General features: G+C 29.6%; 18 protein-coding genes. 5 read left to right on the top strand and 13 right to left on the bottom strand.

Annotation, left to right across the window (positions count from 1 at the left end; all coding sequences use genetic code 11):
• Positions 1-240: 240 nt before the first annotated feature.
• The 4 genes from KEC48_RS12850 to KEC48_RS12835 all read left to right on the top strand — a co-directional run bounded on the left by KEC48_RS12850 (position 241) and on the right by KEC48_RS12835 (position 3,046).
• Positions 241-1,356 carry a DUF308 domain-containing protein gene (locus tag KEC48_RS12850; protein WP_211962765.1) on the top strand — a complete coding sequence of 372 codons (1,116 nt, stop codon included), beginning with the start codon at positions 241-243 and terminating at the stop codon, positions 1,354-1,356.
• Between the two features lie 67 nt (positions 1,357-1,423).
• Positions 1,424-2,029, top strand: a complete 606-nt coding sequence (locus KEC48_RS12845; protein ID WP_211962763.1) for a peptidoglycan recognition family protein — start codon at positions 1,424-1,426, stop codon at positions 2,027-2,029.
• A gap of 15 nt (positions 2,030-2,044) precedes the next feature.
• A complete protein-coding gene (locus KEC48_RS12840; protein ID WP_211962761.1) occupies positions 2,045-2,626 on the top strand; it encodes an MmcQ/YjbR family DNA-binding protein in 582 nt (193 codons plus the stop codon).
• A gap of 12 nt (positions 2,627-2,638) precedes the next feature.
• Positions 2,639-3,046 carry a hypothetical protein gene (locus KEC48_RS12835; RefSeq protein WP_211962759.1) on the top strand — a complete coding sequence of 136 codons (408 nt, stop codon included), beginning with the start codon at positions 2,639-2,641 and terminating at the stop codon, positions 3,044-3,046.
• A gap of 33 nt (positions 3,047-3,079) precedes the next feature.
• On the opposite strand, the gene KEC48_RS12830 is transcribed toward KEC48_RS12835, so the two are convergent.
• The 13 genes from KEC48_RS12830 to KEC48_RS12770 all read right to left on the bottom strand — a co-directional run bounded on the left by KEC48_RS12830 (position 3,080) and on the right by KEC48_RS12770 (position 15,056).
• Complete coding sequence (locus tag KEC48_RS12830) at positions 3,080-4,204, bottom strand: family 10 glycosylhydrolase (protein ID WP_211962757.1); 1,125 nt, start codon at positions 4,202-4,204, stop codon at positions 3,080-3,082.
• 34 nt (positions 4,205-4,238) lie between these two features.
• Positions 4,239-4,874 (bottom strand): 2-C-methyl-D-erythritol 4-phosphate cytidylyltransferase, encoded by a 636-nt coding sequence (gene ispD, locus KEC48_RS12825; protein ID WP_211962755.1) that lies wholly within the window; start codon positions 4,872-4,874, stop codon positions 4,239-4,241.
• Complete coding sequence (locus KEC48_RS12820; protein ID WP_211962753.1) at positions 4,867-5,637, bottom strand: MurR/RpiR family transcriptional regulator; 771 nt, start codon at positions 5,635-5,637, stop codon at positions 4,867-4,869. The genes ispD and KEC48_RS12820 overlap by 8 nt, the downstream gene beginning before the upstream one ends.
• A gap of 65 nt (positions 5,638-5,702) precedes the next feature.
• Positions 5,703-8,348 carry a glycoside hydrolase family 38 C-terminal domain-containing protein gene (locus KEC48_RS12815; RefSeq protein ID WP_211962745.1) on the bottom strand — a complete coding sequence of 882 codons (2,646 nt, stop codon included), beginning with the start codon at positions 8,346-8,348 and terminating at the stop codon, positions 5,703-5,705.
• 9 nt (positions 8,349-8,357) lie between these two features.
• Complete coding sequence (locus KEC48_RS12810; protein ID WP_211962743.1) at positions 8,358-9,665, bottom strand: PTS transporter subunit EIIC; 1,308 nt, start codon at positions 9,663-9,665, stop codon at positions 8,358-8,360.
• Positions 9,666-9,792: 127 nt separating this feature from the next.
• Positions 9,793-11,058 (bottom strand): glycoside hydrolase family 125 protein, encoded by a 1,266-nt coding sequence (locus KEC48_RS12805; protein ID WP_211962741.1) that lies wholly within the window; start codon positions 11,056-11,058, stop codon positions 9,793-9,795.
• Positions 11,059-11,121: 63 nt separating this feature from the next.
• On the bottom strand, positions 11,122-11,541 hold the full coding sequence (locus KEC48_RS12800) for a GNAT family N-acetyltransferase (RefSeq protein ID WP_211962739.1): 420 nt from the start codon (positions 11,539-11,541) through the stop codon (positions 11,122-11,124).
• Between the two features lie 99 nt (positions 11,542-11,640).
• Positions 11,641-12,009 carry a heavy metal-associated domain-containing protein gene (locus KEC48_RS12795; RefSeq protein ID WP_205090077.1) on the bottom strand — a complete coding sequence of 123 codons (369 nt, stop codon included), beginning with the start codon at positions 12,007-12,009 and terminating at the stop codon, positions 11,641-11,643.
• Positions 12,002-12,160: a hypothetical protein gene (locus KEC48_RS12790; RefSeq protein WP_211962737.1), complete on the bottom strand. Its 159-nt coding sequence runs from the start codon at positions 12,158-12,160 to the stop codon at positions 12,002-12,004. Before KEC48_RS12790 ends, KEC48_RS12795 begins: the two co-directional genes overlap by 8 nt.
• A gap of 6 nt (positions 12,161-12,166) precedes the next feature.
• Positions 12,167-12,355 carry a FeoB-associated Cys-rich membrane protein gene (locus tag KEC48_RS12785; protein ID WP_205090081.1) on the bottom strand — a complete coding sequence of 63 codons (189 nt, stop codon included), beginning with the start codon at positions 12,353-12,355 and terminating at the stop codon, positions 12,167-12,169.
• A 56-nt stretch (positions 12,356-12,411) separates the two neighbouring features.
• Positions 12,412-14,592, bottom strand: a complete 2,181-nt coding sequence (gene feoB, locus KEC48_RS12780; RefSeq protein WP_211962735.1) for a ferrous iron transport protein B — start codon at positions 14,590-14,592, stop codon at positions 12,412-12,414.
• Between the two features lie 13 nt (positions 14,593-14,605).
• Positions 14,606-14,824: a ferrous iron transport protein A gene (locus KEC48_RS12775; protein ID WP_087357024.1), complete on the bottom strand. Its 219-nt coding sequence runs from the start codon at positions 14,822-14,824 to the stop codon at positions 14,606-14,608.
• 19 nt (positions 14,825-14,843) lie between these two features.
• Positions 14,844-15,056: a FeoA family protein gene (locus KEC48_RS12770; RefSeq protein ID WP_205090083.1), complete on the bottom strand. Its 213-nt coding sequence runs from the start codon at positions 15,054-15,056 to the stop codon at positions 14,844-14,846.
• A gap of 354 nt (positions 15,057-15,410) precedes the next feature.
• Between KEC48_RS12770 and KEC48_RS12765 the strand changes: the two genes are divergently transcribed.
• Positions 15,411-16,112, top strand: coding sequence for a DUF1835 domain-containing protein (locus tag KEC48_RS12765; RefSeq protein WP_211962733.1), 702 nt, complete (start codon positions 15,411-15,413; stop codon positions 16,110-16,112).
• The last annotated feature ends 4 nt before the right edge of the window (positions 16,113-16,116 follow it).

Below are 16,116 nucleotides of genomic sequence, written 5' to 3'. Positions count from 1 at the left end.
CATACTCATGAATAAGTTTATATTTCAAGTCAAATCTTTTTATATCTATATATCATCTTATAATAATCATTTCTATAATTAAAGAGGTTTTTTCATTTGAAAATGTTATAATAGGATAAGAAATGAGATGATGTTATGTATAAAAATAAGTTTTATTTTTTTATAGAGTTTATAATCGGTTTTATTCTCCTATTGATAAGTTTATTTATCCTTTTTCACCCTTCAATGATGATTTTTTCTATGAGAATTCTTGGAATCACTATATTATTCAATGGATTATATATGGTATGGAAACAAAGAAATAACAAAACTGGAATTATATTATCCCTTTTTGTAGGCATCATTCTTTCTCTCTTTCCTGCTTTACCTTTTACCCTATTTGTCTTTCTTTTTGCATTTTATATATGTATCAAGGGTTTATCCCAATTTATCACTTACTACTTATATAAACAAAACCATATTTCCTATCGTTTTATTATTTTATTATCAAGTTTATTTTTGATGAACTTTGGTTTTACTTATCTTCTCTCACCCTATATTCATCTTTATCAGACAAATATAATCATTTGCATTTATCTCATTTATCTCGCACTTTCTTTTATTTTAAAAGGAATCAGAGAAATCATAGGTGAAAACAGACAAAATCAAATAAAACGAAGAATCCATGTATCACTTCCTGTTATTTTAAATGCTCTTATTCCTAGAATCATGATTGATTATATCAACGAAAAACTAGAAACACCTTCTTTCATACATACAGATGGTCACAATATAGATTTAACAGTTTTTATCCACGTCAGTAAAAATGGATTTGGGGCCGTTGGGCATGTTGATATATCTTATCAAAATATTGTTTATGCATATGGTGCCTATGATGATTTATCTAATCACTTATTAGGAGCTATAGGTGATGGTGTATTATTTGAAGTTGATGAATCATCTTATATTGATTTCTGTTTAAAAGACGATCCTCAAAGTGTTATCTTTGCATATACTCTCCAATTAAATCATCAACAGACACAATTAATTGAACATAATATTCAATCATTAAAACAACTACTGCTTCCTTTTGAACTCACACACCATCAGCATACATATGCCAAAAGACTTCAAGAATATACTCATGCTCAATTTTATAAATTTAAAAAAGGACGTTTTCAAAAATATTTTGTTTTAACAACCAATTGTGTTCTTTTAGCTGATTCCATCATTGGAACATCAGGAATAGATATTATTGGTATTAATGGCATGATTTCACCCGGTAGTTATTATACCTATTTTGAAGAAGAAGCACGTAAAGAATATTCAAGAGTTTATCAAAAGAAAATATATGCTTCTTCATCTTATCATTTATAAAATATTAAGAATTTATTTAAACATTTTCAATTAGTGTATGACATAATGTAAAAGCGAGGTGATTTTGATGGTTAAGGAAAAAAGAATGAATAAAAAACCTGTTCTTGTTATGGTGGTGATTTTGATGTTAATAAGTCTAGGTTCTTTCTATATTGCTTCTACACATCAAAATGATGTTGAAGCCTACCAGGTTGAAGGTCTACCCATTCAACATCAATTTCTCACAATCAATCCTTATTCTAGAAGTGGAAAGTCTTTACATCGTGTCAATGGGATTGTTATTCATTATACTGCAAATCCCGGTTCAACCGCTAAAAACAATAGAAACTACTTTGAAAATCTAAGATATACAAAAACAACATCTGTTTCCAGTCATTTCATTATTGGCTTAGATGGTGAAATCATTCAATGTATTCCTCTTAATGAGATTGCCTATGCTTCCAATAATCGTAATCGAGATACGATTTCTATTGAATGCTGTCACCCTGATGAAAGTGGAAAATTCAATGAAGAAACATATAACTCTCTTGTTAAACTTGTCCGTGCATTAATGAAAACTTATCACTTACAAAGTCAAGATGTAATAAGACATTATGATGTGACTGGTAAAATATGTCCAAAATATTTTGTTGAGCATGAAGATCAATGGAAAGAATTTTTAAATACACTCTAAAGGATGGTGATTGAAATGACATTAGAAGAAGATATCTTTCAAAAAACAAAAATAAACTATGACAAATTAATATCTTATGGATTTCATAAACAATCACATCAATACATTTATGTACAAGATATATTTGATCATACATTTCAAGTTATCATTATTATTCAAGACAATGATAGTGTACAAGGACATATCATTGATTTAGCTTTTCAAGAAGAATATACAAACTATCGCATAAAAACACATGGCGAATTCGTTTCTAAAGTACGTCAAGAGTTTATCAATATTTTAAATGATATTAAGGAACAATGTACTTCTCCCCAATATTTTCTATATCCCCAATCTAATCGTATTGCTCAATATATTATTGAAAAATATCATGAATATCCTGAATTTCTTTGGGATAGTGATCCACAATATGGTGTATTTAGGCATCAAAGCAATCAAAAATGGTATGCTTTGATTATGAACATCAATAAAAATAAATTAGATTCTGATAATCAAGACATAGAAATTGTGAATTTAAAATTAAAAGAAGATCATATTCAACAACTTCTTCACCAAAAAGGATTTTACAGAGCATACCATATGAATAAACAAAAATAGATTTCTATTATCTTGGATGATACATTATCCGATTATGAAATTATTCAACATATTGATGAAAGTTATCAATTGACTCAATCTATTCATGAATGGATTATACCTGTCAATCCTCAAGGTGATGATATTTTCCATTGTTTTGATCATACTGATACAATCCTATGGCAACTATTACCACATATACAAAAAGATGATTGGGTTTATGTCTATATCAATAAGCCTTATAATTATCTTCTTTACCAATGTCAGGTCATAGAAACAGATATATCCGACAATCATCACAATCATCTCATGAAAATAAAACATAGACATACTTATAAACCAGATGAATTTCCTTTCCATCAACTCAAAGATTATGGTATCAAAACAATCAAAAATGCAAGAAAAATAACATCACAACTTTATCAAAAATTACATCAATAAAAAATGAGGTTTTCCTACTGAAACCTCTTATTTTTACATATGTTGATGAATTAAACTCTCTAATTCCAATATAGCTGAATCTTGTAAAAAAGAACCATATCTAAATAAACTAAAACCTTTATATCCATGTTCATATAATATTTGAACTTGTGAAGAAATATTATCTGTACGATTTTGCCAGCCATAATCTTCATCTTCTCCATTTCCTGCACGATACAATGCTAAACCGGCATACAATATGACACTTTGATGTCTTGGTATATCAGCAAATTGTTGACATCGTTTAGTAAACATTGCTTCATTACCTTCTCCATATTGATCACTCCAATAAATCTGAGGCATCAAATAATCGATATATCCTTCTTCACTTAGCCATGTATCAATATCTGCACCATCACTAATACAGTTTTCATAATTTCCTTGTGGACTAATGCCAAACACAACATGATTATCAATAGATTTAATTGTTTGATAAACATCTTGTATAAGCATATTGACATAATCCATACGTTGATTTTGAGTTGTTCCATCATGTGTTCCAGCGACATAAAAATAATCATCAAAATGAATTCCATCAACATCATAATTTTCAACAATTTCACGAACACCATCAACAATATAATCTCTTACTGATTGACTGGCAGGATTGAAAATATATTGATATGTTGCATATCCAATGGTTTGACTGGCATCTTCCAGCCATTGATGATGGGGTGATTCATTAAGAAATTGTTCAAAACTTTCTCGATTCAATGAGATACGATAAGGATTAACCCATGCTTCAATGCTCATATCATTTTGATGAGCAATATCTATCATTGATTGTAAAGGATCAAATGATAAACTCTCTTGATGTGTCATAACTTTTGAAACCGGAAAGAGCTTTGAATCATATAAAGCATCACTAAAAGCTCTCACTTGAACAATGACTGTATTCATATGATATTTTTTTATATTTTCAATGGCTTGTGAAAAATCTTTTTCAAAGTCTTTTTGTGACTTATAAGAAAACTGTTCTAAATCTCCATAAGAAAACCAGACAGCTCTTTTATCAAAAGATAATAAAGAACATGGTGGATGGGGAATAAAAATATAAATCAATACACATATACATAATAATATGATAATCACAAAAAGACTGTGTTTTTTCTTTTTCAAAAGAACATCACCTCATTGATTATATTCAAGAATTTTATATTAAATCCTCTTTTGTTGTAATTTTTTTATTTTTATAATCACCTAAAACCATATAAACTTTTTCATCTGTAAAGTTTTCAACCATTTGTGCATCATCAGTTGCCTGAAAGTTTTGTTGAATAGCTCTGGTATAAGCATCTAGAATAAGTTTTGTATCAAATGCCTGTGGTGTTTGAGCTTGCATAAGTTCCTTTCTATTTAAAGTTTCTATCACAACATCATCAACAACTCTTTTAATTGTATCTTTACAAGGCACCATAACTAGACAAGCCTTATGTGTTTTTAAGCACTCTAATAAATCATCAATCTGTTGTTTTTTCACATAAGGTCTGGCACCATCATGAATGAAAACATATTTACTTTGAACACGTTGTAAACCTGCATAAACACTATCCTGTCGTTCTTTTCCACCGTCCACAAATTCAATACGTGAATCATGAGATAACTTTATAAAGTCCTCCCTTTCTTCTGGTCTAGTCACAACGATAATTTGTTGACAACGTGCATCTTGAATAAAAACTTCCAATGTCATTTCATAAACAGTTTGACCTTGAAAAGTATAAAACATTTTATTATAACTTAAACCTGTTCTTTTCCCTTGTCCTGCACACAAAATAATAACACTATACATTATCTTGCACTCCTTTATGATTATTTTTATAATCCAACATTTTTTTCATTAAATAATTAATACAGATATGCATTTGCAATCTTGTATCCAAATTATAACCTTCTTCTTCCTCAGAAGCACACATCAATACATAATCTGCCAGATTCTTCATTTGGCTTTTTTGCCCTTGTGTTATAAGTAAGACTTTACCATGACTAACTTTCGCATTTTTTATAATGTTTAAAACTTGTTGTGTATGACCATCTCTTGAAAAAGCTATAAGAAGATCATTTGAGCTTAATTGACTTGCTTCTAAAAAGGCAATCCATGGATCTTCTGGAAAACTAACCTTTTTCCCCATTAAACTAAGTTTTGTTGCCAAAATTTTAGCAATATTATTATTCAAACCACTGGACGCTATTAAAAGTGAATGACTTTGATCTATACATTGTAACAGTGGGTTTAAATCCATATTTTTTAAATAATTAAGAGTTTCTAAAAATTGTTCTTTCATCTGTTCTTCAATATCATCTACTTGATGATATTGAAGAAATGATTTTCTTTTATGATAAACCAAATCATAGCTAAATTCTTTAAAAGAAGGATATCCTAATTTTTTGACCATTCGATAAATCGTTGTTGTAGATACATTTAACATATCAGCCAAATATTGAATCGTAATTGTTTTCTTATCTAAATTCATTTTTAATATTTCTTGAAAACATTGATTTTCTATTTCACTTAAAACATCTACATTTTTCATAAATTGATCTAATAAAGCCATAATTCCACCTCACATTTTGTTATATTGTAACAGATAATAGAAAAACAGGGAAGAATTATCCCTGTTTACTTATATAATAATGTTATAAAATCTTGTGATGTAATGTGAGGAATTGTTATAAATTGATGATTGATATTTAATTCTTCAATTTTTTCTTCCTTAACATTAGATAAATAACATTTTTTAACTTGATCAGGAACTCTTAACTTAACATCATCAAGTGATTGAGAAGCTCCATTAAGTAATCTGATCACGTTATACTGACCATCTTCGCTTTTCTTCATAGCCATTATCTCAACATACTGGTCAATCTCAAAAAAACTATTCTCCCATTTTAAATGACCTTCATGCGAATCCAGATTATTTACATGTCTAAACTGTATTGATGAATTATATATCTGTGTTCTTCGATATAAATCGCCTTCATTTTCTACTTGGAAAGCTAGTGCAAATTCATTTGTTATTGTTTTCAACAATTGTGAACTTGGTGCATCTAATCGATATCCTGACGATCTTCCCGGTCTAATTTTTAAATCAGCTTTACCAAATTTTCCTACACATCTTAGTAATGTTAAAGCTATCTGACAATCATCAATAATCTCATATTCACATGCTCCTTTTGTTATAAGAGCTAACGGAGAATCAACAAGTCTAACAAATTTCTGCATTGTATACAAAGGTAATACTTCCTCAGTTGCTCCATTTTCTAGACCTACTTGATTTAATATTTGATTATGTCTAATTGTGTAACCAAAATGATCTTGTGATTGATTATAATGATGCTTATGTATATCTTTAATCATTGCTCTGATACGATGATCTTTTGCATGATTATTAACAACAGTTTTCACATCTATTTGACGAGATTGTTTTTTTAGGGAAATAATCACATCAAAAGATGATTTCACAGTTTCTTGACTACGATAATGATTAATACATTCTTTTGGTGTTTCTAATATATATGAAAACTGATAAGCAATCTCCATTTCATTATCTTCAACACACTCTATAACTGGTTTTAACTGTCTTGTATCCACAAGTTTATCTTGATATGGTGGCGAATAATTATATTCATCACCATCATCTCCATCTTCTATAAAATAGAGAACATCTTGATATTCTTGATGATTAACCTTATCATAAACATCTATCTGCCCATGTTCATTAAATGAAACTTGAAGATAGTCATTTTCAAAAGTACTATCTTGTTTTTGTAAATCTGTTTGAATAATATATTTTTCTGGATTTTGATAAGTCAATTTTAACACCTTATATCCCATTGATGGTAATATATTTGCATCTAATCTTATTTGTACAATATATTTTGTTCCTTCTAGAACTTCACCACCATCATGGAAATTAGCTATACCATTATATGTTTCTATTTCTTGATTCATAGCAATTTGTGTCTTATTAATAACATATGGTATAGTATTTCCTTGTTCATCAGATAATATAAAATCTTTAGATTTTAAAATCATACTTACAAAGAAACAGTCATTTCGTTTATATGGCAATGGGTTGTATAAAATCAATGCTTCCTCATCTTTATTTAAATGAGAAAAATCAACATGATCTCTTAAATATCTTATATTCATCCATAACAGTTCATTTAATCCATGTCTTAAATTCAATAAACGATTTTCAACAGTCTGATTAATTGTATCTGGTGATGATGAATACGCAGAATCATGAAATTGATTTTTAAAAATAATTTTCCAGAAATATGTCATTAATTCTTGATAATCTTGACCACCCAAATAAGATGTACAAACACTCCATGGTTCAACAATCGTCGCTAACATATTTTCATAATACTTCATTGCATTTTTAATATCTACTCTTGTTGAAGATATACCTGCATGAATACGTCCTAATGCAGCCGATCTTGCTTCTCCCTGATATATTTGAACCTCTCTTTGATTTTCTTGTAAAGATTTTTTCACTTCATGCATATATTTCTCTGGATTTGACATTTCAATATCATATCCTTCATCATGAAGTTTTTGATGAATAGATTCAATAGCTTGTGGTATATGATTCTTAGGAACTGCATAATCGCTACCTCCCATAAAAAGAACCTGACCATCTTTAAATCTATCTTTTGTTTTATCAATAGTATCACAAATATCTTCATATGCCTTTTTGGCATCTAATGGTAAATATCGATAATAACCATATCCTAATGGAAAATGAACCGTTAAAAGTGTATCTCCATTTGGTGCTTTCCATTTAAAAATACTATCATTAATATTTTCATAATCAAAGCCACGCCATGCAAAAATACCATCAAAACCAAACTTTTTAAATAATTGAGGTGTTTTTTCTATTTGACCAAAAGCATCGGGAATCCAGCCAACATTCATACAATGCCCCATACTTTCAGCAATATGACTTCCAATTAAAAGATTTCTAACTAAAGATTCTCCCCCAGCCAAAAACATATCTGGTTGAGTATACCATGGTCCAATAAATAAACGACCTTGTGATACATATTTTTGAATAAAAGGTTTTCTATGAGGACGCAGCTCTAGAAAATCTTCCAAAGCTGCTGTTTGTCCATCAAAAGTAAAATACTTATAATCTGGATTATTTTCCATAATAGAAATAAGTTCTTCAAATAAATAAGTTAATTTGATTCTTGAAGCATCGGATGATCTTAACCATTCTCTATCCCAATGAGTATGAGAAATAAAATGTACTTTTTTCAATCAAATCCCCTACCCTTTTTGATTCTGCTTAATAACCATCTTTGCAAATGGTGCATATAATACCATGTCGATAACAAATAAAATCATCATCAAAATAACCGGACTTAAAGTAAATGCTCCTAATACCCAAGCATTAAAGAAAATAGGTTCTTGTCCTGAGTTTAAAACAACCATTGGATTGACAAAATGCATACTCACTGCAAAATAAGCAATAATTGCATTCACAACTGGAATAAATACAAATGGAATAAACATCATTGGATTTAAGACAATTGGTAATCCAAAAATAATTGGTTCATTAATATTGAAAATACCTGGTACTAATGACATCTTTGCAATTTCTTTTTCTGCTGATTTTTTAGGTGCTAAAATTAATAAAACAACGATTAATGCCAGTGTTGATCCTGAACCACCTAACATAGCATAGATATTACTGATTGTATTTGGTGCAACCTGTGTAATAGAATCAAAGCTTTGTGTTTTTGCAAAAGTATCAATTTGTTCCATAAATAATGGTAACCAGATAGATGAAACAACACCCCAAATAATTGAAAAACCATGTAATCCAAAGAACCATAATAACTGCATTAATAAAATAACAATAATAATTGCTGGTAATCCTGTTCCAACATTAGATAATGGAGTCACAATAAATTGTGCAATAACTGCCTGTAAAGATGTGAATCCACATAATACAACAACTTCTTTAACAATTGAAAAAAGAATAAGAATAATTGAAATTGGAATTAAAGCTAAGAATGAATTTAATACACCTGTTGGTACTGAATCAGGTAATTTAATAGTAAATTTAGATTTTACAAGTTTTGAATAAAGCCATGCTGTTGATAAACCAATAAGTAAACCTGTAAACATACCTTCATAATTAAAGTAATTTAATGCAAACCCTGATAAAGTTTCACTTTCTCCAGCAACTTCCCAAGGAATTGTTGCAAAATAAGAAACTAATGCTAATAATGAAGTCATTAATGGAACAACTTTATTGTTATTCTCTTTTAATCTTTGAGCATAGAAATATGATGAAGATAATACAATAACAATTCCCATAAGACCCATTGCTACTGTTCCAACATTTCCTAAAACATGAATTAAACTTCCCAAAAATCCATCTAAAGAAACTCCTGCTTGAGTTAACCAGTATTCTAATTGTGATTTAATCAATCCACAAATTGAACCCACTACTGTAAATGGAATTCCTAAAATAAATGCATCTTTAATAGATTGTAATAAATGGTTGTTTGCAACCATTTGTGAAAATGGTGTTAAATATTTTTCTAACACATCCATAAATTTGTTCATAATTTTCCTCCTCCTATTGACTTTTTTATTATAAATAGTCAAGAACTTCTTGACCATTACAGAAAGAGTAAAAATTTTACTCTTTCGATAAAAAAACTCATATAATAGCTATATGAGTCCTTCGATATTAACGAAAATACACTTTCATAATCAGTTCTGCAAATAAAGAGTTTGCCCAACAAAACCATGGTCTTGTATATTGGCTATCATCATTGACATCAAAACTTTCATGACAATATCCTGTATCACCTGTATTATTCACAATCATATCAATAAGTGTTTGAATTCCTTGTTCATCAGTTGATGTCAATGCCTGCATTGTTAAAGCGATTGGCCATACATATTCTTTCCATGTATGTGGTGAACCAATGCCTTTGGCTTTTGTCCCTTCATAATAATAAGGATTATCATGACTTAAAATAAAACGTCTTGTATTTTGATAAATCTCATTATCTTCATTACAGTATCCTAAATATGGTAAAGATAATAAGCTTGGGACATTTGCATCATCCATTAAAACATGATTTCCATATCCATCTGTTTCATAAGCATAGATTTTCCCATATTTTGGATGAAGATATGTTCCAAACAATTCAATTCCATAATCAATCTCAAATTTCAAATCTTGAATACGTTCTTCCAAATATTCATCATGATAAATATCTTTAACAATTTCTTGTAAGTAAGATAAAATCACACTGCAAAACATATTACCGGGAATATTATAATTCAAGGCACAGGCATCATCACTTGGACGAAATGCACTCCAAATCATCCCTGTATATCTTGTATCAAAACCATGTCCATGATTTTGTAAAGTTTCCGTTTTTCTTAAATTCCATACTTTTGCCATATCTCTTTCAAAAGTATAACTTGATTTTTGACTATGGTATTGCTCAGTTTCAAAAACATCCAAAATTGTTTGAATAAAATGAAGATATTGTTTATCAAAAATCGTATCATCATTTGTTTCTTTCAAATATAGATAAGCCAACTGAACAGGATAGCACAATGAATCCAATTCAAATTTTCTTTCCCATACATAAGGTTTCATAATTGTTGTATCGTGATATTCTCTTTCAACATCTTCTGTATTTAAAAATGCATTAGCATAAGGATCCAATAATATATAATCAACTTGTGATTTTATCAATCCTTTAACCTTATTTTGTAAATCACTATCATCTTTCATCAATGATAAATAATGATGCACTTGACAACTGGAATCACGTAACCACATGGCATTAATATCACCAGTAATAATATAAGTTTTCTCCCCATCTACTTTTACACTTGTTTCCAATGTAGACATAAAACACTTTTTAAACATTTCTCTTAATTTTTGATCTTCAATCACTTCATCAGCTTTTTGTAAAACTTCTTTTATATTCATATCAAGCACTCCTTATATCTATTTTATAAAAAATAGTCATTGATTTCTATTTCTAATGATGTATTATTTTTTCTTTATAAACATCTGCATTCCATGACCTGATAAATCATTAGGTATTCTTGCAAAGCCTAAGCTTTCATAAAATGCTTCTTTTCCCTTTGCAGCAATTAATTGAATAGAACAACGTTCATTGTTTTGTAAGTGATTTTGAACATATTCAATGATTTTTTCAATAATTCTCGTTCCAATTCCTTGTTTTTGATATTCAGGAATAACAGCTACATCACATATCAAATAATAAATTCCATCACCTATTAATCTCCCCATTGCGATAACATTTTCATCATCCTTCACAACAATACTATAAACAGTCATATTTAATGCTTGTTGTAATTGGTGATCTGTAAACATAGACCAATGTACTGCTTTTCTTATTGCTTGAATATCTTCAATCTTTAGTATATTTTCTTCGTACTTTATCATTGATATCACTCTCCTATCTTTTTAAACCACATTTTAACATATCAATAATAATTTTTAAACTAACACAAAAAGCTGTCTTTTCAACAGCTCTTTCATTTATTATAATTCATGAGTCATAGACTGAATATGATATCCAGCTTTTTCTATAACACGATATAAATCATCATCATTGATTTCTCGATCATAACTGACTTCGGCAGTTTGTGTTTTTAAATCTACTTTTGCACTTGCACCATCTATAGAATTAATCGCATTTTGAACATGTTTTACACAATGATCACAATGCATTCCTTCAATTTTTAAAACTTTCTTTCCAATGATTGGATATTTTAATTTCTTTTCTTCAACATCAAGATTTTTGTGGCTTCCACCACAACAAGAACCATCACCTTTAAAATGTTTCATACTGCCTTTTAATGCAAACCACAACAAAACAACAACTATCCCAATAATAATTGCATCAACCATGATGATCCCTTCTTTCCTGAAATTTTAAATCATTGCGTTTATTTAACCATTTTTTAAATTTTTGAAATCCTAAATAAATACACATCCCAACAATATAAACAACAATAATAATCAAAAACATATAAAACATTGATCCGGTTGAATTTCCCATATAGACCTACCTCTTTGATTTCTTTTGATCAGCATCATACATTTCTTTCAAATGTTTTAAATCTCCACAGCCACTACATCCTGTACAGATACCATTGCAACCATTTTGCGTTCCATTTTTCTTTTTACGATAATATTGTATGATAACATAAAGACAATAACTGGCAATAAGTATTAAAACAATCATATCTGCCATAACATTTCACTCCTTTAATATGTCAAAACTGGACACTCTCGTATCCAGTGACTTGACTATGAATTGACTTGAACTGATCTTCTTGAATACACTTTTTGATTTTTGTATGGATCTGGTCTAAACAACAAGAATAATATCACAGCTGCCAAGACAAATGCAATAGCTGTCCAAATACCAAAGACTCCTGTCACAAAGAATGTTCCAATCTGGTAAATACATAAACATACAACATAAGCAAAGACATTTTGGAAAATAATCGCAAACCAGAACCATTTACGAGATTGCATCTGTTGAGCCATAGTCGCAATAGCCGCAAGACATGGTGAATCTAATAAGTTGAAAATCAAGAATGATAAAGCAGATAAAGTTGTAGGGAACCATGCTTGGACACCTTGAGCAACATTGACTGCATCTTCGACATCTCCAGCAACATTCGCCAATAATCCCATTGTTGAAACAATCGCTTCTTTCGCTGTAAATCCTGAAAGCGAAGCAGCCACTGCCTGCCAGTTTCCAAATCCAAGTGGTGCAAAGATTGGAGCAATCAATCCACCAATCATAGCTAATAAGCTATTTTCACTTTCAACCAATCCAAAGTGTCCATCTACAAATCCATAAGCACCTAAGAACCACATCACAACACATGCCAAGAATAAAATGGTTCCAGCTTTAATAATAAATCCTTTTAATCTTTCCCAAACATGTAATAAAACTGTTTTCACTGATGGAATATGATATTGTGGTAATTCCATGACAAATGGTGCTGGTTTCCCCGAGAATGGTTTTGTTTTTTTCAAGATAATTGCTGAAACAAGTACAGCAAGAATTCCCATAAAATACATCATTGGGGCAATAAATGAACTTTCAGTATATCCTGCCACTTCTCCTGCAATGACACCACCCATTAAAGCAATAACTGGTAACTTTGCTCCACAAGGGATGAAAGTAGCTGTCATAATTGTTAAACGACGATCATTATCCTGTTCAATTGTTTTAGAAGCCATAATACCTGGAATTCCACACCCTGAAGAAATAAGTAGTGGAATAAAACTTTTTCCAGATAACCCAAAATGTCTAAATACACGGTCCATGACGAATGCAATACGTACCATATATCCACAATCTTCTAAGATAGATAAAAACAAGAACAAAATAGCCATCTGTGGTACAAAGCCAAGTACTGCTCCTAAACCACCAATAATACCATCTACAACAAGCCCTTGAACAATATCACCTGTTCCAATGCTTGTAAGGAAACTTCCAACAGCATCTTGAATTGCTACAACAAAAACATCATTAGTCCAATCTGTTACCCAAGTTCCTACTGTTGTGACAGATACATAATAGACAATAAACATCACGGCTATAAAGATAGGAATACCTAAAATACGATTTGTTACAATTTTATCAATCTTATCTGAAATCGTTAATTTTTCTCCACCTTTTTTAACTGTTGTAGAAATTATTTTTTGAATAAACTGATATCTTTCATCAGTCACAATACTTTCCATATCATCATCGTGCTTCTTTTCTAGTGTGATACGTTGATGATCAATAATGGCTTGATTTATAATCTTTCCTTGTAAATGCTCTACAACCTTACTATCATTTTCTAATAATTTAATTGCATACCATCTCTTTTTATCCAAACCAATAGAAGCAGGTAATTGATTTTCCACTTCCACAATAGCTTTTTCTAATTCAGATGAAAAAATATCTTTTGGTAAAGACACTTCTTTTTGATGTGCTACTTTTACAGCTTCATCTATCAAAGCATCCAGTCCCGTCTGTTTTAAAGCAGATGTTTCAATAATAGGACAATTCAACAACATTGATAAACGTTTTATATCAATTTTGATGTTTCTCTTTTTTAATAAATCAGCCATATTTAAGGCAATGACAACAGGCACACCCGTTTCAATTAATTGTGTTGTCAAATAAAGATTTCTTTCAATATTAGTAGCATCAACCAAATTAATAATCACATCTGGATTCTCATTAAGAATATAATCACGACTGACAACTTCTTCCAATGTATAAGGAGAAAGCGAATAAATACCCGGTAAATCTGTAATGATGATATTTTCATCTTTTCTCTTTCCCTTTAATTTACCCTCTTTTTTCTCTACTGTTACACCTGGCCAGTTTCCTACATATTGGTTTGCTCCAGTGAGAGCATTAAACATAGTTGTTTTCCCACAGTTAGGATTTCCTGCTAAAGCGATTTTAATATTCATATTTTCAACCCCCCTATTTTACTTGTACACACTGTGCATCCATTTTTCTTACAGATAACTCATACCCTCGAACTGTAATTTCAACTGGATCCCCCAAAGGTGCTACTTTTCTAATATACAAGCTTGTTCCTTTTGTGATTCCCATATCCATAATACGACGTTTATAAGCACTATCACCATCAATCTTTGTAACAGTGACTGTACTACCAACTTTTGCTTCACTTAGATTCATTTTTAACCTCTCCTTTCAATCACACCATAATATGACGTGCCATTTCTTTATTAATCGCAACACGTGAGTCTTTAATATTCACAATAACGTTTCCACTTATCGTAGATAAGACTGTGATTTCACTACCAGCTATAAAACCAAGATTTTCTAAAAAACGTCTTGTTTCCTCATTTCCTCCAACTTTACGAATTGTATTTACTTCACCAATACTGGCTAATGTTAATGGCATCATAATCATCCCTTCTTTATATTAGCACATGCTAACTCTTTGTCAAAAATATAAGTTAGTCTTTACTAACCACATCATTAGAATACTCTCATTTCCTATAATTGTCAATATATAAAAGCAAAAAAGTAGCTATTTTCATATATTCATGTATAATGAAATTTTGCTAAAAAATTTCATTATATGATTTAACATAATACCAAATATAATATGTTAAATCATTTCCAAATCAAAAATGAATAATATATAAATTAGAATCATTATATGAAATTACACTTTATAATGGTCAGCATGTCTCGAGTTGTTTTAAACTAACTCATATGATATGATTACTATAGATAAAATCATAAGGAGGTCTGTATGTTAGAATTATGTTTTGATATCAATACATATCATATTTTAAAAATTCTTCAAGCTGAAAATGTTATTGATTCTTTTCATCACATTATATATTTATATGATGATTTATCTATAGGTTCTTTGAATGTTAAAAATCTTGAAGAACGTATAACTTCATTACAAACGTTAAAAGTCAATTATGATTTTCATAAGATGATTAAAAATTATAAAGACATGTTATCACAAATAAAAAATCATCATCAAATCAGAATATGGACTTCATCTTATGCCCATGAAAAAATAGGATTTTACATTACATGCTATATCTTATATCAATTCAAATTTTATGATAAACAGATATATTTATGTCAATCTGCCAAACTTCATAACAACAAATATGCAACTATGTTTTTAACTGTCCCTGATGATTTTATAGACTTGATAAAAAAAGCTGAAATCATAGACCCAAGTCAATATATCAAATTTGCTGAGAAATTGATTCAAGAAAATGCACCATTAAGATTAAAAATAAATAATGAAATTGTTTCAGTACAAATCAATTATTTTGATGATATGATTTTATCATACAAAAAACAGTTTCCAAATATATCAGATCAGGATTTATGCGGTGATATATTATTTGATTATCACAAACAAAATTTTGCATTGATGAGAGATGATATAATATTGAATAGAATAAAATATTTGAAAAACAAGCACTAGTTAA

Origin of the sequence: Clostridium sp. C1 (genome assembly GCF_018223625.1) — a bacterium.
Classification (GTDB): Bacteria; Bacillota_I; Bacilli_A; order Erysipelotrichales; family Coprobacillaceae; genus Allocoprobacillus.
This window is presented reverse-complemented; position numbering and strand designations above follow the sequence as displayed.